The 22,800-nt window shown below is 49.7% G+C and carries 14 protein-coding genes and 3 tRNA genes; 11 read left to right on the plus strand and 6 right to left on the minus strand.

Translation table 11 applies throughout. The annotated features are described in order from the left end of the window. The first annotated feature begins 13 nt into the window (after positions 1-13). Positions 14-4,246, plus strand: a complete 4,233-nt coding sequence (locus C5O19_RS11470) for an SGNH/GDSL hydrolase family protein (RefSeq protein ID WP_104712231.1) — start codon at positions 14-16, stop codon at positions 4,244-4,246. An 83-nt stretch (positions 4,247-4,329) separates the two neighbouring features. Here C5O19_RS11470 and C5O19_RS11475 read toward each other — a convergent pair. The 3 genes from C5O19_RS11475 to C5O19_RS11485 all read right to left on the minus strand — a co-directional run bounded on the left by C5O19_RS11475 (position 4,330) and on the right by C5O19_RS11485 (position 4,645). Then, positions 4,330-4,403: transfer RNA gene (locus C5O19_RS11475), tRNA-Arg, on the minus strand. A gap of 63 nt (positions 4,404-4,466) precedes the next feature. Next, positions 4,467-4,540: transfer RNA gene (locus C5O19_RS11480), tRNA-Pro, on the minus strand. A 17-nt stretch (positions 4,541-4,557) separates the two neighbouring features. After that, positions 4,558-4,645: transfer RNA gene (locus C5O19_RS11485), tRNA-Ser, on the minus strand. Positions 4,646-4,745: 100 nt separating this feature from the next. Between C5O19_RS11485 and C5O19_RS11490 the strand changes: the two genes are divergently transcribed. The 8 genes from C5O19_RS11490 (at position 4,746) to C5O19_RS11525 (ending at position 17,453) form a co-directional block, all read left to right on the plus strand. Continuing rightward, positions 4,746-5,708 carry a vWA domain-containing protein gene (locus C5O19_RS11490; RefSeq protein WP_104712233.1) on the plus strand — a complete coding sequence of 321 codons (963 nt, stop codon included), beginning with the start codon at positions 4,746-4,748 and terminating at the stop codon, positions 5,706-5,708. A 23-nt stretch (positions 5,709-5,731) separates the two neighbouring features. Further along, on the plus strand, positions 5,732-6,409 hold the full coding sequence (locus C5O19_RS11495; protein WP_104712235.1) for a hypothetical protein: 678 nt from the start codon (positions 5,732-5,734) through the stop codon (positions 6,407-6,409). A 116-nt stretch (positions 6,410-6,525) separates the two neighbouring features. Then, positions 6,526-7,470: a phosphoribosylaminoimidazolesuccinocarboxamide synthase gene (locus C5O19_RS11500; RefSeq protein ID WP_104712237.1), complete on the plus strand. Its 945-nt coding sequence runs from the start codon at positions 6,526-6,528 to the stop codon at positions 7,468-7,470. A gap of 184 nt (positions 7,471-7,654) precedes the next feature. Next, positions 7,655-8,098, plus strand: a complete 444-nt coding sequence (locus tag C5O19_RS11505; RefSeq protein ID WP_104712239.1) for an STAS domain-containing protein — start codon at positions 7,655-7,657, stop codon at positions 8,096-8,098. An 86-nt stretch (positions 8,099-8,184) separates the two neighbouring features. Next, on the plus strand, positions 8,185-9,132 hold the full coding sequence (locus tag C5O19_RS11510) for a ribonuclease Z (protein ID WP_104714062.1): 948 nt from the start codon (positions 8,185-8,187) through the stop codon (positions 9,130-9,132). A gap of 114 nt (positions 9,133-9,246) precedes the next feature. Then, a complete protein-coding gene (locus C5O19_RS11515) occupies positions 9,247-10,659 on the plus strand; it encodes a glycoside hydrolase family 28 protein (protein WP_104712241.1) in 1,413 nt (470 codons plus the stop codon). Positions 10,660-11,211: 552 nt separating this feature from the next. Continuing rightward, a complete protein-coding gene (gene gltB, locus C5O19_RS11520) occupies positions 11,212-15,816 on the plus strand; it encodes a glutamate synthase large subunit (RefSeq protein ID WP_104712243.1) in 4,605 nt (1,534 codons plus the stop codon). Between the two features lie 107 nt (positions 15,817-15,923). Continuing rightward, entirely contained in the window at positions 15,924-17,453 is a 1,530-nt protein-coding gene (locus tag C5O19_RS11525; protein ID WP_104712245.1) for a glutamate synthase subunit beta, read from the plus strand. A 74-nt stretch (positions 17,454-17,527) separates the two neighbouring features. Here C5O19_RS11525 and C5O19_RS11530 read toward each other — a convergent pair whose 3' ends face one another. Genes C5O19_RS11530 through C5O19_RS11540 form a run of 3 tightly spaced genes read right to left on the minus strand, consistent with a single transcriptional unit; the run spans position 17,528 to position 21,501 of the window. Continuing rightward, positions 17,528-19,111, minus strand: a complete 1,584-nt coding sequence (locus C5O19_RS11530; protein ID WP_104712248.1) for an MFS transporter — start codon at positions 19,109-19,111, stop codon at positions 17,528-17,530. Positions 19,112-19,113: 2 nt separating this feature from the next. Beyond that, positions 19,114-20,175 (minus strand): HlyD family secretion protein, encoded by a 1,062-nt coding sequence (locus C5O19_RS11535; protein WP_104712250.1) that lies wholly within the window; start codon positions 20,173-20,175, stop codon positions 19,114-19,116. Positions 20,176-20,178: 3 nt separating this feature from the next. Continuing rightward, on the minus strand, positions 20,179-21,501 hold the full coding sequence (locus tag C5O19_RS11540; protein WP_104712252.1) for a TolC family protein: 1,323 nt from the start codon (positions 21,499-21,501) through the stop codon (positions 20,179-20,181). Between the two features lie 105 nt (positions 21,502-21,606). Between C5O19_RS11540 and C5O19_RS11545 the strand changes: the two genes are divergently transcribed. Continuing rightward, positions 21,607-22,416: a helix-turn-helix domain-containing protein gene (locus C5O19_RS11545; protein ID WP_104712254.1), complete on the plus strand. Its 810-nt coding sequence runs from the start codon at positions 21,607-21,609 to the stop codon at positions 22,414-22,416. Next, on the plus strand, positions 22,416-22,694 hold the full coding sequence (locus C5O19_RS26525; RefSeq protein WP_394341774.1) for an acyltransferase family protein: 279 nt from the start codon (positions 22,416-22,418) through the stop codon (positions 22,692-22,694). Before C5O19_RS11545 ends, C5O19_RS26525 begins: the two co-directional genes overlap by 1 nt. Positions 22,695-22,800: the final 106 nt, after the last annotated feature.

The raw sequence follows: 22,800 nt of genomic DNA on the forward strand, positions 1-22,800 counted from the left end.
AAATATCAATACTATGGGAGTTCTTTTTGGAGTAGGCGATTTCGGACTGGAAGATTTATTGATAGCGGCACAAACAGCCGAACAAACGGCGATTACTGCGAAAAATCAGGCTATTGCTGCAGCCCAATCCATTGGAGAAGGAAAGCCGCAAGGACCGTACAACGCAACTACGAATTCGCCCTCCTTAGGTGCAAGCTCAGCCGCTTATCCCGAGGCCGCGTTTTTCGATGTAACGGTTGGAGGGACGCTAAATTTTGCAGGGTTCAACTTTGCCTCGGGACAAGTTGTAAAGATTGGTGACCGTCTTAAAAAAATCGGTACTCAGTGGTATTTGTCGCCCGCAATTAGCCAGTTTATCGACCCTAAAGAATCGACAAACCTTATTGCCTCCTCAAACCTAACGCCCGACAAATACGAAATCCGGCCCTCGAACTCTTCGGCATCAGTCCTTACCAACCCGATTGTCGTTCGTCAGGTAGGGAACCCCGGTATTACTTTCCTTAAACCTTACCGGGGTTTCAACTATGCTATTCAGTTAGTACTTGCTTCGACTGAACGGGTAAACTACTTTTCTCAGCGTATTGAGCTAGGAAAATACACGTTGGCCGCGGGTGATAAAGTTATGGGCGGGGTCTTTCTGGAAATTCCCGCCGGGGCTAGCCTGACGATCAACGCGGGCGTACGTCAATCAACCAGCAATTCGGGGATCAATGGTGCCTACGAATTACTGAGCGTCGGCGGCGATTGGAAGTATTTACGTTTCATTTCTCCGATAACGGTTCAAAATCCGAGCGACGGGCTTATTGATTTTTATGTTTACATTACCAATACAGGATCGTCGTCAGTAACGGTAAACTTTGCCGCCCCCGCCCTGGTAAAAACGCAAGCCGTTCTCGCTCCGTTAATCTATAACGGCGTCGAGGCTTTCGAAATCCCGAACGTTTCAAATTTTACCGCTCGCGAAGAGGTAAACGCAACTTTTTACAATGTTGTAAAGGATGCCCTTTTTGCAGGTCAGACACTCGGGGCGACTACTGTAGCGGCTCCGTGGTCAATTAATACAGGCGGAACCGGAACGTTTGCCGCCCCAATCGAGATCGTAAATAAGGTTTCCCCCGTTGGTAATCGGGCGATTAAAATTGCTCACTCGAAACGGAGCTCTGATAATTTCATAACGGATCGTCAGGTTATACAAAAAATCTCCATCCCTATGCACTTGCAGGGGGTGACAAAAATGTCGTTTGGATATTGGGCCGCCCGCGAAACGACTGATGTAAACTTCGAGCAAAGCCTTTTTACGTTTTATTCGGACGCTAGCGGCTCGACGGTTATAGGCTCGAATGTCGGCGTTAACCCGGTATTCACTGAAACGGCCGTTGGTGACTGGACTTTCGTACGGTTCGAGAACATAACAGTACCCGCTAACGCCCTAGTGGTACAGGTCAACATTCGATCAAAATATTTAACCTCCTCGGCGGTAGATACCGTTCGAAATATGTGGATTGGTGGGGTTATGATTGCGTTCGGTAACTCAAAAGCGTTAGCCGTACCCTTTAATGTTTACGATCAGGCTCTAGCGGCCGCAAAGGAGTATTACGATAGCCAGATTACAGCCGATACTGCCCGAGCAACAGCCGCCGCAACAGCGGCAATTTTAGCAGATAAACAAGCGAACCCGGTCGATCCAACTCTATCTATTGCCTCGATTCAAAACAACCCAGTAAAGGATCAGAACTTCAAAGCTCAAGCCGTTGGAGCTACGAGCTTAGTTACTCCTTGGATTGCGACCGCAGCGGGGGGTACTAACTTTCAAGCTCCGTACGAGGTAGTCGAAAAGTCAATGCCTGCAAATTACCGGGCGTTGAAAATATCGCTTTCGAAACGTAGCTCAGACAATTACACGTCAGATTTTCAGCTCAACCAAAAATTACAAGTTCCAACCGAAGGGCTCGGAGCCGACAAAATGAGCTTTGGCCTGTGGATTCAACGAGATTCGTTAGACGTGGCTATGAACGGCTCTTTCCTTACGTTCTATTCGAACGTGGAGGCAACCACTGTTATTTCTACGCTTACGACTAACGCCCCGGGGTTCGATGCAACGGTGGTCGGGTCGCCCGTTTTCGCTAAGTACGACAACATTGCAGTACCCGCAGGTACGAAAGCAATGGAATTGCGTATTCGGATGCGTTACGGAGGTTCGGCCCTTGATACCGTAGTGGTGGGATATATCACAACGCCCGTTGTCTATTTCGGATCGGCAAAAGGCTACTCCCTACCTTTCAACATTGACGAAAAAGCAAAACAAATTGCAACAGATGTTGTACAACAAGCCCTCGCGGGCGGCGGCGGGTCGTCGGCAAATATTCGGACCGATAAACTTTCGTACGGTTCCCGGATGCGTAGGACGCTAGCAAAACTACTTTCGATGTCTATCGACGGTCAGGGAGCGGCTCAACCAAAATTCGACAATCAGGTTCGGATTTGTCATTTTGGCGATTCGATTGTTGCTCAGCAGTGGAGCTCAGGCCCTTTGATTACGGGCGTAACCGGCACAACGGACGGCCGGGATTTTGTAGGACTTGAAAAGAAATATCCGTACGCGAATTTCCACGTTACGAATTGCGGCGTTGGTGGTCAGCAGGCGAAACACTTCAAGAAACATCTTTGGGGGCAAGTCATACCCTATGATCCGGACCTGATTATTATTTCGACCTGGTTAAATGACCAGATGAGTACTTGGACCAATAACACAAGCCAGTTCCAAAGCTCCCTCGAAGAAATAATCAAGTATTTGCGGAAACATACGACCGCCGATATTGCGATTTGCTCTTGTTCGTTGTACACCAACACCTACGAAAAAGTAGCCGGTTCCCCTGGCTATAAAAATGAACTTGCCCTTGCTCAGAAATACAATTGCGAGTTCATTGATATTGCCCGTTTCATGCGTGATTTTGGAGCGGCTCAGACCGTTCCTTTCTACTCAACTGATGCCGATATTCAGGAATGGGCGACGCGTGGGTACTACACAAGCGGCGACGTTCACCCGCTTAATAACGGGCAACAGGTACTAGCAAAGGCCGTGGCTGAGCATTTCCCGCCTGTAAACGACCTTTTTACGTCATTCGATTGGAATGCTCTTGGTTTGAATTGGGCGACACGTCAGCCGGTTACGCAAGCTGAGGCCGTTTTCGAGTATCTGGACTCAGCAATTAAACTGAGCGACGAAACCAAGTTTGTCACGACTGCGACCAGCGAAAACAATGAGCGAGATTCGCTCGAAGTGTTAGCGAGTGCCGCGACCACCGCAGACGGTGAATACGTGGAATTTGAGTTTGAGGGTAACGGGATTGACCTTGTTTACGGGCAAGCAAGCGACGGGGCGAATGCCACAATTACCATTGACGGGGCGGCTCCCTCAACACAGTCGTTTTGTTCCATTTGGTACCCTGACGCTGATACTGCTAATACGTATACGGCCTCATCGAAACGCGAGGCAATGATTCGGTACACGCCTGGAAAATGGAAGGTTCCCGAGGTGTTGACTATTACGATGACCGGAACGGCGGGGCAAGTCTCACAAACCTATGATTTGACCGGATCAGTGAGCGGTTCTATTTTAACAGGGCAAAGCACAGCAAACCCCGTAAAAGCAGCCCTTGCCGATGGTTCGTTTATTTGGATTCGTCCGGAAAACTGGGAAGGTCGAACGACCAACGTTTATTCAGGAGATAAGTTTTATATCCGTATTTACAACGCCCAATGCTTACCGCTTGAATCTATGCGGACGTGGTCAGATAGTAACGGAGCCGACCGTCGTTTTCCCTTAATTTCGGCCCCGGCAAATCTGGACTCTGAGTATACGATTCGATTCTTGTACACGAGTGCAACAGCTTTCCGAGTTGATATTGTCCGCCGTCGGGATATGACCGGGGAAACCGATACGCTAAACGTGGTTACCGCGCTAGGTACTGGTACGATTACCGACAACGGTTGGTCAGGCGGCGGGTTGAGCATTTCTCAAGCCGAGCTCACGCGTTTATCGGGTATTGCGATCAGCGGCCGTAGGTATTATTATTGGGTACACCGGAAATTCTCGGACACAATCAATTTCTCAGGAGCAACGGCCTATAAAAAAGTACGCCTTGCAACTTTGCTTGAGAATAAAAAGCACATCCTGAGAATTACGAAAACGGGAACCGGGAAAATGTACCTTGATTCGTTCAGACCATTCCGGCCAGTTGAGTAAAAAGAGGGAATGCGGGCGAGTTTGTGGGCGAGATAACAAAAAAGCACTTAGCTTTCTAGAGGCTAAGTGCTTGATTTCCAATGTGATCCCAGCAGGACTCGAACCTGCAACCTACTGCTTAGAAGGCAGTTGCTCTATCCGGTTGAGCTATAGGACCAGACTCAGCCGGTTTCAGCGTGGTTCACAGAGTTCTGAGAACGGGCACTGGTCAATTTAGTAGTCGGGGTGGCCAGATTCGAACTGACGGCCTTCTGCTCCCAAAGCAGACGCGATACCGGGCTACGCTACACCCCGAAAAATTCAAAACTGTGCGGAGAGGGCGGGATTCGAACCCGCGGTACGCTTTAGGCGTACGACAGTTTAGCAAACTGCTCCTTTCGGCCACTCAGGCACCTCTCCTTCTCCGTTTCGGTTCGCAAATATAGGCTCTTAAAAACCCCAAACACAAGTATTTTCGAAAAAAAAATCGTTTTTTGCAGTTTTCACCGTTGATAGCAATATGATTTTTAATCGTGATTGGGGACGAACGGAGCTGATTTTCATTGCTTTATTCGGTATTCTATACCTCATCTATTTGGGTCGAACTTTTTGGTACGCTCACCGGCTCAATACCTCTGCTCGTTCCGTTGCCCTGAAGTTTTTTCTTCGCTCGGCGGCCATGGGTGCTCTGATCATCGGGTTGCTGGAGCCTTCCTTCGGCGATCCCGAACGGGATGTGCAGGCCGTGGGCAAGGATATTTTTCTGGTGGTCGATGTCTCCAGCTCCATGGATGCGACGGATATTCAGCCCTCCCGCCTGCAACGCATCAAGTTTGAACTGAACCGACTCATTACGCAATTTCCCAACGATCGCTTCGGCCTCATCGTTTTTTCGTCAGGCGCCTACTTGCAATGCCCGCTGACCTTTGACCGCAACGCCCTGACCGTTTTCATCGAATCGCTCAACACCCGCATGCTGACCGATCAGGGGACCGCCTTCGAACCAGCCCTGCAAATGGCCCTGGATAAACAATCGGGTGAGCATACACGGGCCAATGCTTCGAAAGTCATTGTGTTCATCAGCGATGGCGAAGATTTTAACGGCGTCGCTACCAAAACGCTCCGGTCCATTCGCCGACAGGGGATTCAGCTCTTTTGCCTGGGCATTGGTACCCGCGAGGGTAGCCGCATTCCTTTGGGTAATGGGTTCATCAAAGGCGAGGACGGCACCTTTATACGTACGTATCTGCAATCCGAATCATTGGAGAAAATGGCCACGACCACCGGCGGCGACTATTACGAAATCACCACCGTACGCAACGATTTCCCGAAACTGACCCAAAGCATCCAGCAGGTAGCCGGGCGGCTGATCGATCAGCGGAAAATAGCCATTACGTCCAATCGCTATTATTATTTCGTTATTCTGGGTCTGGTATTACTGAGTCTGGATATTTTGATCACGGTGCGTACGTTTCGTTTGTAATCCGCTCCGAGTCGAGCTTGTGTATGAATATTTTCTGGTTAAAAATTGCCATCTGGCTGACAACCCTGGGCTGGCCCAGTCAAATTATCCAACGAAATCAGGCCAAACGTATGGCCGAAGAAGCCTATCGTCAGAAAAAATACGATCAGGCCATTCAGTATTACGAGTACCTGGAGCGAACGCAACTCGTACCCGATCCGTACATCATTCTGAACATGGCTCACGCGGCCTTTGCTCAAAAAGACACGGCTTTGGCTTTGGAGCAGTATAGTCGGCTGGTTCGCGTATCCGATGCCTGGATTGCGTCCGCTGCCCTCAATCAGCTGGGGATTCTGGCCTGCTCTTCCGGCGATACCCTGCGGGCGGAAGAACGGTTCCAGCGAGCCCTGGAGCGGAATTCCGAAAACGAACAGGCCCGTTTTAATTACGAATTTGTTCGCCGTCGGCACATCGACCGCCCTGACATGCCCACGACGCCTCCGCCGCCCCCCAATTCCTCGTCCAGTACGCCCCCACCCCAGGCTGCCGAGGTACAGGCTTCCACCCGAAAAGAAGAAATTCTAAAGTCCCTGAATCAGGTCAATCTTTCGGAAGAACAGGCCTTACGCTTGCTGGAATCTTCCCGCAACCAGGAGATTCAGTACCTCCAGCAACACCCGCACCGGGCCGAGAATACGGTAGAGACGAAGGAAAAATGGTAACCCTTCATCTTTCAACTTCTGACGGTCTTTCCGCTTGTGCGTACTCATTGAAGCCAGAAGTTGGCATTTGTACGGAAGCTCGTTAATTTTGCCACCCGCAACTTATACAAAGGTTCATGCCTATCTCCCGTACCGAATTTCAATTTCCCGGTCAGACCGGCCTGTATCACGGCAAGGTTCGTGACGTATACTTTTTTGACGATACGATGCTGGCCATTGCCTCCGACCGTATTTCAGCATTTGACGTGATATTGCCCAGTCCTATCCCATACAAAGGACAGGTGCTTAATCAGATTGCCGCTCACTTCTTGCAGGCGACGGCGGATCTGGTTCCTAACTGGTTACTGGAAGTGCCCGACCCTAACGTTAGTTTCGGCTGGAAATGTGAAGCTTACCCCGTTGAAATGGTCGTTCGAGGCTATCTGGCAGGTCACGCCTGGCGTACCTATCGTTCCGGATTACGGGAGCTTTGCGGCGTAACCCTGCCCGAAGGACTGAAGGAAAATGACCGGCTGCCTCAACCCATCATTACACCCACAACGAAGGCTCACGAAGGGCACGATGAGGATATTTCCCGCGAGGAAATCCTCCGGCAGGGATTGATTTCTGAAGAAGAATATACACAACTGGAGCAGTATACCCTGGCTTTGTTTGAGCGGGGCACCCAAATGGCCGCCGATCAGGGACTTATTCTGGTTGACACGAAGTACGAATTTGGTAAGCGTGGTACGGAGATTTACCTGATCGACGAGATTCATACGCCCGATTCAAGCCGCTATTTTTACGCCGACGGATACGCCGAACGGCAGGCGGCGGGCGAAACCCAGCGGCAACTCTCCAAAGAGTTTGTGCGGGAGTGGCTCATTGCTAATGGATTCCAGGGAAAAGAAGGTCAGACCGTTCCCGCCATGTCGGAAGAATGGACGCAGGAAATATCGCATAGATACATCGAGCTGTTTGAAAAAGTGACGGGCCGTACGTTTGCTCCAACCCCCGATCCCGACGCTCTGGCCCGTATTGAAGCCAATGTGAATGCGTTGCTGGCGGCGAGAAATAGCTAGTTGTTTGTTGTTTTACAAATAGATTTTTAGTTGAAAATGGTGCCACTAGTTCCATTAGATCAATCAGCTAAACATTTGTAGAGCTTCAGCAATCTCCTGACCAGTGCCCGCAATAACTAGTAACAAACAACGCCGAATAAACTGTCAACCGAAACTAAAAATCATAAAGGACCACTGTAAACGTATGGAGTTTAAAATAGAAAAAAGCCAGCAGTACGTATTGATCGATGTGAATATGGCGACCATTGATACGGAAGTTTCCCAAGGCATTTCCAAGTCCGTAGCCTCCCTCTGGAAAGAAGGATATACGAACATGGTATTTGATCTGGAAAAGGTACAAACGATCGAGCAGGATGGTTTTTCGGTACTGCGTAAAGCCAACGAACTGTGTCTGCGGGACGGTGGTCTGCTGGTACTGGTAAGCAAGGACGAAGATTTAATCGAAAGTCTGGACGAAGCCAAAATCCGGGATCTGACGATTCTGCCGACCGTCGAAGAAGCCGTGGACGCCGTATTCATGAACGAACTCGAAGGCGAATTCCGCGAAGAAGAAGACGATGAATACGATTACGGCGGAAGTGCCGACGAAGAAGGCGGCAGCTCTTCCGGCAAAGACGAAGAATATTAAACGAAAAGCTGGCCTAAGGGCTGGCTTTTTTTGGGATGAGGAATAATTCTTTTCCGTTCCCTTCTAAACACAAACTTTACAAAGCTTTGCAATTTCAAGTCACCATTTTAGGTACGGGTTCCGCGACGCCAACCCTGCAAAGAAATCCTACGGCTCAGTGGATTACGTATGACCATGAGCATTTTTTGCTGGATTGCGGCGAAGGTACACAGCTACAGATTCTGCGGTATAAACTGCGGCTGAGTAAGCTGCACCACATTTTTATTTCCCACCTACACGGTGACCATTACTTTGGATTGTTTGGACTTCTGACGAGTATGAGTCTGGCTCAGCGGCTGGAACCGCTCGTGATTTACGGGCCGCACGGTCTGGATGAAATCATTACCACGCATTTTAAATACTCCAATACGCTACTAACCTATCCGTTGGAATTCCGCACCACCAATCCAACCCAGGTCGAACGCATTCTGGATCATCCACACCTGACCGTCGATACCGTTCCGTTGCAGCACCGCATTCCCTGTACCGGTTTTATCTTTCGGGAAAAAACCCGGGATCGGAATCTGATTCGCGGGCTGGTGCCCCCCGAGGCTCATCCGAACGAGTTAATTCAGCTGAAACACGGAAAAGACGTACTGGATGAAAACGACCAGGTAAAATACCGTTTCGAGGATCTGACCACCCCGCCGCCAACGGCCCGCAGCTACGCGTTTTGTTCGGATACCATTTATCTGCCCGAACTGTATCAGTACGTACAGGAAGTGGATCTGCTGTACCACGAGGCCACGTTTGCGGACAGCCTGCTCGAACGAGCCGTACGTACCAACCACTCCACGGCCCGACAGGCGGCTCAGGTCGCCCGTGATGCCCAGGTGGGTCAGTTGTTGTTAGGACATTTTTCCTCGCGGTACCGGGAAGTAGACCATCTGCTGACCGAAGCCCGTGAAGTGTTTGCGAATACATTTTTGGCTGAAGAAGGACATACCTATGCCGTCGGGGTCAATCCTCAGAGCATCGAGCATCAGCCTTTCTAGACCCCTTACTATCCTGTAGCTTCCTGCCCGGAACCTCGTTTCTGAAAGAAATGTGGTTCTTTCGTCATTGGATTAAAAGCCGTGGTTCTTTACTAACGCACGACCTAATACACCATGATGAAACACTTGCTTCTCTTTTTTCTGCTGTTGAGCCTGCAGACGAAGGCTCAAAACCTGGATTGGGTTACTAAGACGGGTGCTCGCCGCTTTCCCGATGCTTCCCAAGAATTTAGCGTGAATGCCTACGGAGCCAAAGCCGACGGCAAAACGCTCGCTACCAAAGCCATTCAGAAAGCCATCGATGCCTGTGCTCAGAAAGGCGGCGGTGTCGTCACGTTCAAGCCGGGCAGCTATGTTACGGGTGCCTTGTTCGTGAAATCCAATGTGCATTTAAAAATCAGTAAAGACGTTCTGATTCTGGGCAGTGAGAAGCTGGAAGATTATCCCGACATCGATACCCGCGTGGCCGGGATTGAAATGAAGTGGCCCGCCGCCTTGTTTAATGTGATGGACGCCAAAAATGCGGCCGTTACGGGTGAAGGCGTAGTGAATGCCCGGGGTAAATTTAACTGGGATCTTTACTGGAAAACCCGCAAGGAATACGATACCAAAGGCCTACGCTGGATCGTGGATTACGACGTAAAACGCGTCCGTACGTTCCTCGTCCAAAATTCCAGCGATATTACCCTGAAAGGGCTTACCTTCAAAAACGCTGGTTTCTGGACGGTGCAACTTCTGTATTCAGATCACCTAACCGTTGATGGCGTTGTGATTCGAAACAATGAAGATGGCAGTGGTCCGAGTACCGACGGCGTAGATGTGGACTCCTCGACCTGGGTACTGGTCGAAAACTGTGACATTGACTGTAATGATGATAATTTCTGCCTGAAGGCCGGTCGCGACTGGGATGGTCTGCGGGTGAATAAGCCCACGGAATACGTGGTCATTCGCAAGTGCATTGCCCGTCGCGGGGCCGGACTGGTCACGTTGGGTAGTGAAACTTCCGGCGGCATCCGCCACGTACTGGCAACCGATCTCTACGCCAAACACACCGATAATGGGCTACGCATCAAGTCAGCCACGACCCGCGGCGGTACCATTGAAGACATTTACTTCCAGAATACGGAAATGGATTCGCTGAATACGGCTTTCCAGTTTAACCTCAACTGGTATCCGGCCTATAGCTACTCCACGCTTCCCGCTGGCTATACCTACGAAACGATCCCCGCTCACTGGAAATCGATGCTTCAGAAAGTAACCCCGGTGGAAAAGGGAATTCCCTACGCTAAAAATATATACGTCCGGAATGTAAAAGTTACGAACGCCCAGACGGCTTTCGTCGCTACCGGACTGGAACAATCCTTATTAAAGAATTTTGTCTTTACCGAGAGTAGCATCCAAGCCCAGGAACTAGGCGTGATGGAGTACACGAGTGACTGGTATTTCGACCAGCTAAAACTATTCATCGGCAAGAAACAGCCCAAGAAGAAAACAGGTGGGGTTGAAGACGAGGAACGGCTCAAATAAGTAGCCTGCCCATCTTTTCTCTTAAAAACGTACGGCCTAAAAGTCGTGCGTTTTTTGTAAATACCTCTTTTGTTCGTCATTCCAGGCCATTTGCTTCCTGTTTGTTTTCCTTTTTAGCATTTCCCAAACGATTTCATCTTTTTTTTATTAAAAATTCATTTTGAAACTTAACAAAACCTTAAAACCGGTTTTTTTTCATTTTACACAAGTGATATACAGTTTTTGAAACCTTCAACAGACAGTTCTTGAAATTTTCTTTTCTTAATCAACGAAATAGAAACCTAGTTAGCTAATTATTAAATTTTCAAGATTAATTGTCTTTTATTAGGAATATAAAAAAGTTAACACTAAATTTAATTATTTCTTTAAATCTTAAGGATTCCAAATATTCTATGGCTAATCCGATTTTTAACCAATTATTTTTTGTAGTATCTTAGCAGACCAGTTTAAAATCTGTGGTCCTTTTCTCCCTTGATACAGGTTTTGTTCTGAGATTTTCCATCTGATTGCATTACCGAATTTTGAATTTTTACCGAGCAAACCGTTAGGAATATGTCTGACCAGCCTAACCAGCAACCTCTGGGCCTCTACCGCCCTGAATTTGAGCACGATGCCTGTGGCATTGGCTTCATTGCCAATATGAAAGGCCGCAAGTCGCACCGCACCGTCCGCGATGCCATCCAGATTCTGGAACGCATGGATCACCGGGGTGCCTGTGGATGTGATCCGAACTCCGGTGACGGAGCCGGCATTCTGCTGCAAATTCCCCACGAGTTTTTTCTGAAAGTATGTGCCAAGGAAGGCATTAGTCTACCCGCCGCCGGGGATTACGGTGTAGGGATGACGTTCTTTCCGAAAGATTCCGCCGTACGTCAGGAATGCAAGGAAGTTATTCATCGTCAGGCCTTAGAACTGGGCCTGGAAATTCTGGGTTACCGCGTCGTTCCCGTGAACAATGCGGATATTCAGGGAGCCGACTCCGGCAACTCCGAACCCCAGATGGAACAGTTGTTCATTCGCCGTCCGGCCCACCTGACGGGTGAACTGGATTTCGAACGGAAGCTGTACGTATTCCGTCAACTGGTGACGCGGGTCGTGAACGAAGCCGTACGGGGAGTGAATGAGAAGTTCTATTTCTCGTCGCTTTCGACGCGTACCATCATTTATAAGGGGATGCTCACGACGATGCAAACCCTGCCTTATTTCCTCGATTTACAGAATGAATCGGTGACTTCGGCTTTTGCCATCGTTCACAGCCGATTCTCTACCAATACGTTTCCCGAGTGGAAACTGGCTCAACCTTTCCGGTTCATTGCTCACAACGGTGAGATCAATACGGTTAAAGGAAATGTAAGCTGGTTCAAAGCCACGTCGGCCCTGTTTAAATCGGATGTTTTCTCCGACGAGGAACTGAAAATCATTCGTGAGGCTCTTTGTCCGGCGGGTCAGTCCGATTCGGCGAGCCTCGACAACGCCATTGAGTTATTGTACCTGGCGGGTCGCTCGTTGCCCCATGTGATGATGATGCTCATTCCCGAAGCCTGGGATGGCAACACGGAAATGGACCTGCAACGGAAAGCGTTCTACGAATACCATGCGGCCCTGATGGAGCCCTGGGATGGTCCGGCGTCGATCTCGTTTACCGACGGAAAAATCATCGGTGCTACCCTCGACCGGAATGGTCTGCGGCCGAGCCGTTTCTGGGTACTTGACGACGATACCGTGATCCTGTCTTCGGAAGCGGGGGTACTCGACATCGATCAGTCGAAAGTAGTTTCGAAAGGTCGTCTGCAACCCGGCCGTATGTTCGTAGTGGACATGGAGCAGGGTCGCATCATTCCCGACGAAGAGCTGAAATCCGAAATTTGTGCCGCTCAGCCCTATCAGAAATGGCTGAATAAGTACAAAATCACGCTGAACGACCTGCCCGAACCAAAAACGGAGTGGAATACGCCTTACGATAAGGAACTCATCACCAAGCAACAGGTATTCGGCATGACGTCGGAGGACATCCGGATGATCTTGACGCAGATGGTGGAAACGGGTAAGGAAGCACTCGGTTCGATGGGGGTAGATACGCCACTGGCGATTCTCTCCGATCAGAGCCAGCACCTGAGCCACTACTTCAAGCAATTGTTTGCCCAGGTAACCAACCCGCCCATTGACCCGATTCGGGAGCGTACGATCATGTCGTTGATCAGCTACGTGGGTGGTTACGGCAACATTCTGACGGAATCACCGGAACACTGTAAAGTGCTGGAATTACGTCAGCCCGTGCTGGACAATACGCAGCTGGAAAAAATCCGGAACATTGATACCCGGCATTTCACCAACAAAACGGTATATACGACCTTCCGGGCTAGCGGCGGTGTAGGTGCCCTGAAAAAAGCCCTCAAACGCATTTGCGAAGACGCGGAATATGCCGTTAATGACGATTACCAGATCATTACGCTTTCCGATCGTGGCGTGGATTCCAACCACGCTCCCATCCCCTCGTTGCTGGCTACCTCAGCCGTCCACCAGCACCTGAGCCGCAAAGGTTTACGGGCCAAAGTGGGTTTGATCGTAGAAGCGGGTGACGTCTGGGAAACGCACCACTTTGCCACCCTGATCGGTTTTGGGGCGGCGGCGGTGAACCCGTATATGGCCTTCGAAACGATTTCGAACATGCGGGAGAAAAACCTCGTATCGGTTCCCTACGATTTCGACAAGCTTTGCCAGAATTATATCAAGGCAGTGAACGGTGAGTTGCTCAAGATCTTCTCGAAAATGGGCATTTCCACGCTTCAGAGTTACCAGGGAGCTCAGATTTTCGAAGCTCTGGGTATTACGAAAGAAGTGGTGGATGAATACTTCACCGGAACGGTTACGCGGATTGGCGGTCTGAACCTGGACGGTATTCAAACTGAAGTACTGATTCGTCACCATCAGGCGTTCCCGGAGGCTCACGTGGGCAATCCGCGTCTGGAAGTGGGTGGCGTGTACCAGTGGAAGCACCGCGGTGAATTCCACCTCTTCAACCCTGAAACGGTTCACGCCCTTCAGCAATCGACGAAGAAGAACGACTTCGAGTTGTTCAAGAAATATACCAAAGCCATCGACGATCAGACCCAGAAAACGGCCACTTTACGCGGCCTGCTGGATCTGAAACTGTTGCCCCAATCCGAATGGCTGAAAGACGAAGAAGTTGAATCCATTCAGAGCATCATGACGCGGTTTGCGACGGGTGCCATGTCCTTTGGTTCCATTTCCTGGGAAGCTCACTCCACGCTGGCCATTGCCATGAACCGGATCGGCGGTAAGTCAAATACGGGCGAAGGCGGTGAAGATCCGAAGCGTTTCTATACGGTACTGCCCAATGGTGATTCGATGAACTCGGCCATTAAGCAAGTAGCCTCTGGACGTTTCGGGGTGACGATGGAATACCTGACGAACGCTCAGGAGTTACAAATTAAAATGGCTCAGGGGGCCAAGCCCGGTGAGGGTGGTCAGCTGCCCGGTCATAAAGTAGATGCCTGGATTGGAAAAACGCGTCACTCGACGCCCGGCGTAGGTCTGATTTCGCCCCCGCCCCACCACGATATTTACTCGATTGAAGATTTAGCCCAGCTGATTTTCGATTTGAAGAATGCGAACCGTAAGGCTCGTATCTCGGTAAAACTGGTATCAGAAGCGGGTGTAGGTACCGTAGCTACGGGTGTAGCGAAAGCTCACGCCGATCATATCCTGATTGCGGGTCACGATGGCGGTACGGGAGCTTCTCCCCTGTCGTCGATTCGTCACGCGGGTCTGCCCTGGGAACTGGGTCTGGCCGAAACGCACCAGACGCTGGTACGCAACCGCTTACGGGGTCGCGTCACCATTCAGACGGATGGTCAGCTGAAAACGGGTCGTGATATTGTTATTGCAGCCCTGCTTGGAGCCGAAGAATTCGGCGTTGCCACAGCTGCTCTGGTTACGATGGGTTGTATCATGATGCGGAAGTGTCACCTGAATACCTGCCCGGTGGGCGTTGCCACGCAGAATCCGGACTTACGGGCTCTGTTCACGGGCGATGCTGATCACGTGGTGAACCTGTTCCAATTCCTGGCGAACGAAGTGCGTGAGTACATGCGGAAGCTTGGTTTCCGGACCATCAACGAAATGGTGGGTCACGTGGAGCGTCTGAAAGTACGCGAAGGCGTTCAGAACTGGAAAGCCAAATCGGTGAATCTGGGAGCCATTCTGTACCGCGATCCGATGTACGATACCGAGCCGATGGTGAAAGTAGAAGAGCAGGATCACGGACTGGACGTACAGCTCGACTGGGCCATGATTGAAAAAGCCAAAGCGGCTCTGGAAAATCAGGAAAAGGTAACGGGCGAATTCCCCATCATCAACGTGAACCGGACGGTAGGTACCATGCTTTCCAACGAAATCACGAAGGTGTACAAGGCCAAAGGTTTGCCCGCCGGAACGATTCACTTCAAATTCCGGGGTACGGCCGGACAAAGCTTCGGAGCGTTTGGTACCCACGGGATGCGACTGGAACTCGAAGGCGATGCCAACGATTACGTAGGCAAAGGTCTTTGCGGTACGGAGCTGATCATTTACCCCGACCGTAACATCAAACCCGACTTTATTCCTTCCCAGAATAGTATCGTTGGTAACGTGTGCTTCTACGGAGCCACTTCCGGCGAAGCGTACATCCGCGGTATGGCTGGCGAACGTTTCGGCGTACGGAACTCGGGTGCCAAAGTAGTCGTCGAAGGCATCGGTGACCACGGTTGCGAGTATATGACAGGTGGTTTAGTAATCATTCTGGGTAATACCGGACGTAACTTCGGTGCGGGTATGAGTGGCGGTGTCGCGTACATCTGGGATAAAAACGGTGATTTTGCTGACAAGGTCAATCCGGAAATGATTGCTCTGGAAAAACTCAGCAGCGAAGATCATAACATCGTTCGGATGTACGTTGAGAAACACCAGTCGCACACACAATCGAAAGTAGCAACCATCGTACTCGATAACTGGGATACCATTGCCGATCAGTTTGTGAAGGTGATGCCGACCGACTTTAAGCAGGCTCTGGCCAACAAAGGCATTGCCCTGAGCGATCAGATTGCGAACAAAGAAGTCGTATACGGTGACTTTGTAGCAGACGTGCTGGTAAAATAATGATTCGGGAGGGTTCCCGCCCCTGGGAATCCTCTCTATTCTCCCCTTTCAAGTTTTCCAATTCGATCATTCGTACTGCCTTCGGGTAGTCATCATTCATACGTACAATGGGCAAACCAACTGGTTTTCTAGAATTTACGCGAGAATTACCTAGCAAACGTCCGGTAGCTGAGCGTAAACTCGATTACAAGGAAATTGACATTGATCTGTCTTTTGAACAAGTACAGACCCACAATGCAGCCCGCTGCATGGACTGCGGTATCCCTTTTTGTCACAACGGCTGTCCGCTGGGAAACATCATCCCGGAATTCAACGACGCCGTGTACGAAAACAACTGGGGTCTGGCTTACGAAATTCTGAGCTCGACCAACAACTTCCCGGAATTTACGGGTCGTATTTGTCCGGCTCCCTGCGAGGCTTCCTGCGTACTGGGCATCAACAAGCCCCCCGTTACGATTGAGTACATCGAGAAATCCATCATCGAGTACGCCTTCCTGAACGGTTACGTGAAGCCCCTGCAAATTGATGAGAAAGACCGTACGGGTAAGAAAGTAGCCGTCATCGGTGGCGGACCTGCGGGTCTGGCTGCGGCGGCTCAGCTCAACAAAGCGGGTCACTGGGTCACCGTTTACGAACGGGCCGATCAGGTGGGTGGCTTGTTACGTTACGGCATCCCCGATTTCAAACTCGAAAAATGGACCATCGATCGCCGCGTGGAAGTGATGAAAGCGGAAGGCATCACCTTCAAAACGGGCGTCAACGTGGGCGAGGATATTTCCGGCTCGGAACTGCTCGATCAGTATGATCTGGTCATGCTTTCGGGCGGCTCGACCGTGGCCCGGGGTATTAACAAAACCTGGGATGGTAAGGATGTAATTGGTTGGGATACGTACCTGAACAAAGGCGTACACCCGGCGATGGAATTCCTGAGTCAGCAAAACAAGCGGAATGCCAACATTGACCGTGTCTACGATCATCGCGGCATGCACTACAAAAATGGAGAATTGCTTGCGACGGGTAAACACGTGGTCGTGATTGGCGGTGGCGATACGGGTTCTGACTGTATCGGTACATCCAATCGTCATTCGGCGGCTTCGGTTACGCAGGTAGAAGTAATGCCCGAACCTCCGAAAGAACGTCACCCGGGTACGCCCTGGCCCTTATGGCCGAACATGAAACGGACCAGCACCTCACACGATGAAGGTTGCGAACGTTTCTGGAGTATTTCCGTGAAAGAATTTATCGGTGACGGTGACAAACTGACGCACCTGCGTATTGCCGATATCGTCTTGACAGTAGTGGATGGCAAAGCACAGAACGTAGAACAGAACGAACGCGTGGTTCCCTGCGATCTCGCTCTGATTGCCGCGGGCTTCCTCCACCCCCAACGCGAAGGTCTGTTGTCGCAACTGGCTGAACAGGGACTGGAATTTGACAACCGCGGCAACGTACTTTCGGATGATTATCAAACGGGTATCGACAAAGTATTCGTAGCGGGTGATATGCGTCGCGGACAGTCGCTAGTGGTATGGGCCATCAGTGAAGGTCGCGAAGCCGCCCGGGCCGCTGACTGCTACCTCAACGGTGGAACTTCGAAACTGGAGGCAAAAGCCAAGTCGATGTTTGCGGTGGTGTAAATAAGATTTTAGTAATGAAGAAAAGCCCTCCGACATATTCTATCGGAGGGCTTTTCTTTGTACATATGATCCTATCAAAAGGGTATCGGCGGTTGTCGCGTAAAGAGAAGCTTCGTTCGCAGGTAAGGTACCAAGGCAATCGCTAGCATGGTTACGCCAATGACAGCGGCCACAATCAGGTAATAATCCATCGAGTAGCGAAGCTGGGTTTGCAGATCTACCGTTTGACCCAACAGCTTGCTCGCGGCCAGACTGGCCTGATCCCCCGCCATACCTTGGTGCATCAGCGTTTCCCTGTACTGGGCTAAGCGTTGCAGCGTATACGGGTTGGTGGCAGTTACCTCATCCTGTAAACGATGGTAGTGCAGACTTTTTGAAAACAGGCGGGTGAAATTCAAAATCCCCATACTTAAACTAAAACCCGTAAATCGCACGAGAATCCCCACCGCCGAAGCTGAACTACTGATCGACGCCGGTACGGCCGATACGTAGAAGTTAATGATTGGGACCATCAGGGTGGCAGCCCCTAGTCCCTGAAAAAACAGCGGAATGACGTAATAAACCGGTTCGGCTTGATTGGAAAACAAACTGTACATCCAGACGTGGAAAACGCCCAGAAAGGCAAAGCCCGTCAGTAAAATCAGTCGCAGGCTTTTTTTAAGAATGACGAATCGAGATACGACCAGTGACCCCACGGCAATACCCGCCATATTGACCAACATCAGTTCAGAAACGTGAATCGGGTCCATTTTCAATACGGTGGCAAAATACGTCGAGCTTAAACCCAAGGCCCCCCGGCATACGTAAAACACCAGCAGGAGGAGCAGCCCTAGTACGAACGACGAGCTTTTAAAGACGCTCAGATTGATATACGGACGTTTCAATGACCGTTGCCGTAAGATAAACAAGGTTGTTAAAGCCATACTTCCGAGCAGACAGAACCAGATCCTGGGTGAATCCAACCCATTTTCCTGTTGCCCGTATACCATCATGTACGCCCACATCAGCAAGGCCGGAACCATCAGTACGAAACTGATCCATTCCACCTGATACAGGGGGATGTGGCGTTTTAATCGGACGTGGTTCATAATCAGCAATAGCAGGATTGCTCCGGGCAGCTGCATATAAATCATGAGTTTGTACAAGGCGTTGAATTCCAGGTACTGCAACGCCCAGGAAACCACCAGCGACGACAACGGAGCCGAGACCAGCAGCAGTCCGTAAAACACGGTATAACCCATGATACGAACCCGCTCCGTACGCATCCGCGAGAAAATCAGGTTCATGGAAGTAGCGATAATCCCACTGATACAGATTCCCTGGAAAAACCGAAGGACAAAAAGAATTTGTGGATGACGAACCTGGTACAGGGCCAGGTTAATTAAAATCGTCAGCAAAAGTCCGAGCAGGAAGTAATGTTTCGCCGCAAAGTAGCTGACCAGCCGTTGTTCGAGCGAAAAGAAACTCGCTAGTGCCACGTAATACACCAGAATGGAAAACTGCACGTCAGCGGGCTCAATGCCGTAATACCCGACGGTTTCATTGACGTTTCCGGCGTATAGACCTAGCAGAAATAGCCCCGGCATCAGTACGATGAACAGCGTAGCCCGAATGAACCACTCGGGTACCCAGCGTTTGAATATGGGCAAGGTTTCCATCGTTAGGCTCCTTTCTTAAGGGTTACAACGGCGTTCATACCCGCCCGCAATCCTTTCGTTGTATTCGTGTCGTCGGTAAGTTTGATCCGGATCGGCACGCGTTGAATGATTTTTACGAAGTTCCCCGTGGCATTATCGGGCGGCAGTAACGAAAAGCGGGAACCCGTGGCGGCCGACAATGAGACGATTTCGCCGTGAAAAATCTTTCCGGGAAAGGCATCGGTTTCGATGTTTACGGGCTGACCGATGTGCATATGCTGTAACTGGGTTTCTTTGTAATTCGCAATTACCCACTTCCCTTCTTCGGAATCCACCATGAAAGCGAGTGTTTGTCCCGCCTGAATCAACTGACCCTTTTGAATGCTTTTCTTGCCCATTTTTCCGTCGTACGGAGCCCGAATGACGGCGTAGGAAATCTTCAGTTTGATCTCATCCAGCAAGGCCTGACGGCGTTTAATTTCCGCCAGAGCGACGGCCTTTTGAGCCGTAATGTCATCGGTTTTGGACAAGGACGTTTCGTATGATTTCTGTAAAGCCTCATACTCCGATTTCGCCACATCAAGGGCCATCTTCACGTTCTCAAATTGCTGCCGGGTGACGGATTCTGTCGCGAGCAATTTCTCGTACCGATCGTAATCCTGCTGCTGTTTGACGAGCTTGGCCTTGGCCGCTCCGATCTGTAACTGATTGACCACCGCGTTTTTATCGGACGTAATCGTGTTACTGTGCAGCACGCCGATCTGAGCCTTTGCCGTCATCAGAGCCGCTTCGGCCTCGGCTTTTTGAATCTGGTATTCGTCGTCGTCGATGACTACCAGCGTATCGCCTTTTTTCACTTCCTGATCGTCTTTGTAGTAGACTTCCCGTACGTAGCCCGTTACGCGGCTCGTCACGGGGTTAATGTATTCATCGATCTGGGCATCGTTGGTTTCTTCAAAATGGTACAGATCCCAGAGAGATTGTCCGCCCCAGACGGCTAATCCCAGCAGAATCACCAGGGCCACCCAGGCCGTTATCCGGGTGATGAGTCGATCGGTTCGCGTTTGTTTGGATGAGGGGTTCATGGCTTATAAATTTCCAGTCGTATGTAAGAGTTGATAGTATTGAAGTCGAGCCATCAATCGGGCCGCCGCCAGATCGTACTGACTTTGCAGCAGTTGGGTATCGGCATCGATCAGATCCGTGAGTAAGGCCAGTTGATTGAAATAGGTATTCTTCACAATCCGGTAGTTTTCGGCAGCCTGCTTGATACTTAGTTCGGCCACCTGAATCCGTTGCAGGGATTCACCGTATCGCACGTACGCTTCCTTCACGGCCTGTTTGACCTGATCCTGCCGATCGGAGGTAATCACTTCCTGACGTTGCATGTCAATAGCTGCAGCTTGGATTTTATGCTTATTGTGGTAGAGTGACGAAAGCGAATACGAAGCCTTCAGTCCACCCATGCCAAAACCGTATAAAGCTCCGGTGTAGGGGAAAAACGTAATCTGCGGGTAACCGTACTGATACTCGGCGAAAAGCCCCACTTTAGGTTTATTATCCGCCCGTAGTTCTTTCAGTCTGAGACCGGTTAGTTCCTGTTCTTTCTCCGAAATCCGCAGCAGGTGGGCATGGTCGAAGGCATCATCCAGGTACGAATCATAGCTCCGACTAAGCGAATCTCCCTCTACCAGAGCTACGGGCTGGATTGTTGTAGTCTCGGGCAGCCCGATCATCAGATTCAATTTCTGACTGGTGATAGCGATGGAGTTTTCAATTTCCCGCAAGGCCATCTTCTGGCGGGATAACTGAAGCTCGGCCCGTAAGAGATCACTCCGGATGACGACGCCATTTTTGTGCAGTTCACGAATGTCCGTTAGCCGCTTTTCGGCTTCTTCAATATTTTTCAGAGTCAGATCCTTGAAGATCAAACTCCGTTGCAAATCCAGGTACACCGCCGCAACGCGTAGCTTTACCTGCGATACGTTTTCTTCTTTCTGAATCTCAACCCGTTCGTGCTCGGTCTCTTCGCTTTTGATTTTCGTTTGCAGTTTCTTTCCTTCGTACAGATTGAAGTACGCTTCGGTCTTCAACTGAAACATGTTGTGCAAAACCGGATACTGCGTTGGAGTATTCAGGATACCCCGTTCGTAAATTGGGAGATTCGTGATGCGGGCGTACTGCGTACTGGCTCCGATTTCGGGCAGCCGTTCGCTCTTAGTATCCTGCACTTTTTCGTGACTGATCTGGATTCGAAGGTTCTGTTCCTGAAGCGTTTTGTTGTACTGTTCGGCCTTTTGCCAGGCTTCCGTAAGCGTAAGCGTCTGATGGTTTTCTGGTGGAATGGTTTGGGCCTGCGTTACTCCGATCAGGTTGATTCCCAGAAGTATAGCCCGTATGCATCGTTTCATTTTGCGTTACTCGTTTACAAACAAACACAAAATTAGAATAATACAAATTGAGCCATTTTATATAAATTGCCAATTATTTGTCAATTTCAGCCATACGTTATTTCTATGAATTCGTATACAACGGAGTATTTACAGAATATTGATCAATTTCAAGATTCAATATTCATTATTCATAAAAAGCAAGAGGAGACGTTTCCGTACCACTTTCACCAAAAAGGACAATTTACGTATATTGAAGGTGGTATCTCCTATCTGTATACCCGCGACAAAGCCTATTTTCTTCCCGCCCGCCACTTTATCTGGATTCCGCCCGAGCTGGAGCACTATGTACTCCATACCTCGTCAACGTTACGGGTAACCAATCTGTACCTACCTTCCGCAAACGACCTGACACATCCGTTTTTTAGTAAAATGGGTATTTACCCCGTTACGGATTTATTGCTGGAAATGATTCTCTTTTCCGAACGCTGGCAGGGTGTGGTTCGACCCGGCGTCTACGCTTATGATTTTCTGCGTACGCTCAAGTACCTGTTGCCCGAAATCGGTCAGCATCCGTTGCCGATAGCCATTCCTACGACGCAAAACGAGCGTTTGCTACCCATCATCAAGTACTTGCAACAGCACGTATCCAGGCCTTTGCACTTACCGGAAGTTGCCTACGAATTTGGGTTGAGTGCCCGTACTTTATCTCGACTTTTTCAACAGGAGATGGAGCTTTCATTTTTACAATACGTGAAGATGTACCGGATTGTACGGGCTATTGAGGAGTTGCTACAAACGGATAAATCCATTACTGAGATCGCCTACGACGTAGGGTACACCAGTTTGTCGACGTTTAGTAATACCTTTCTGCAACTGGTTAATCGACGACCCGCCGAGTTTCGAACTGTAAAGTCTAGACCCACTATTCCTTGATGAAAACCAGATTTGATGTACTTGATATATTTCGGGGGATTTTTGCCTCATTTATAGTTTTGTTCCACATGTCCCTTTTTTCCAATACCCCCGTATTAAATAATCCCTTCATTGCTGGAATCGAATTATTTGTAGACTTTTTTTTCGTATTAAGTGGCTTTATTATTGGCTATAATTACCCATATATTGAAACCCAAGAATCTTTTCAATCTTTTTTAACAAAACGATTTTACAGAATTTATCCCTTGCATTTTTTTTACTGTTGCTATACGCATTGATTGAATTGCTGAAAGGTTCAGCTGCTCACTTCATTACTATTTACCAGCCGATTAATCCTGACAATACTGTTTTTACCTTTTTCACCAATTTGTTCTTACTAAATTC

The sequence above is a fragment of the Siphonobacter curvatus genome (assembly GCF_002943425.1).
Lineage (GTDB): Bacteria > Bacteroidota > Bacteroidia > Cytophagales > Spirosomataceae > Siphonobacter > Siphonobacter curvatus.

Excerpts from the sequence above, each read along its gene's own strand:
- C5O19_RS11470 (WP_104712231.1), top strand. The coding sequence starts at position 14 with ATGGGAGTTCTTTTTGGAGTAGGCGATTTCGGACTGGAAGATTTATTG.
- C5O19_RS11490 (WP_104712233.1), top strand. The coding sequence starts at position 4,746 with ATGATTTTTAATCGTGATTGGGGACGAACGGAGCTGATTTTCATTGCT.
- C5O19_RS11495 (WP_104712235.1), top strand. The coding sequence starts at position 5,732 with ATGAATATTTTCTGGTTAAAAATTGCCATCTGGCTGACAACCCTGGGC.
- C5O19_RS11500 (WP_104712237.1), top strand. The coding sequence starts at position 6,526 with ATGCCTATCTCCCGTACCGAATTTCAATTTCCCGGTCAGACCGGCCTG.
- C5O19_RS11505 (WP_104712239.1), top strand. The coding sequence starts at position 7,655 with ATGGAGTTTAAAATAGAAAAAAGCCAGCAGTACGTATTGATCGATGTG.
- C5O19_RS11515 (WP_104712241.1), top strand. The coding sequence starts at position 9,247 with ATGATGAAACACTTGCTTCTCTTTTTTCTGCTGTTGAGCCTGCAGACG.
- gltB (WP_104712243.1), top strand. The coding sequence starts at position 11,212 with ATGTCTGACCAGCCTAACCAGCAACCTCTGGGCCTCTACCGCCCTGAA.
- C5O19_RS11525 (WP_104712245.1), top strand. The coding sequence starts at position 15,924 with ATGGGCAAACCAACTGGTTTTCTAGAATTTACGCGAGAATTACCTAGC.
- C5O19_RS11530 (WP_104712248.1), bottom strand. The coding sequence starts at position 19,111 with ATGGAAACCTTGCCCATATTCAAACGCTGGGTACCCGAGTGGTTCATT.
- C5O19_RS11535 (WP_104712250.1), bottom strand. The coding sequence starts at position 20,175 with ATGAACCCCTCATCCAAACAAACGCGAACCGATCGACTCATCACCCGG.
- C5O19_RS11540 (WP_104712252.1), bottom strand. The coding sequence starts at position 21,501 with ATGAAACGATGCATACGGGCTATACTTCTGGGAATCAACCTGATCGGA.
- C5O19_RS11545 (WP_104712254.1), top strand. The coding sequence starts at position 21,607 with ATGAATTCGTATACAACGGAGTATTTACAGAATATTGATCAATTTCAA.
- C5O19_RS26525 (WP_394341774.1), top strand. The coding sequence starts at position 22,416 with ATGAAAACCAGATTTGATGTACTTGATATATTTCGGGGGATTTTTGCC.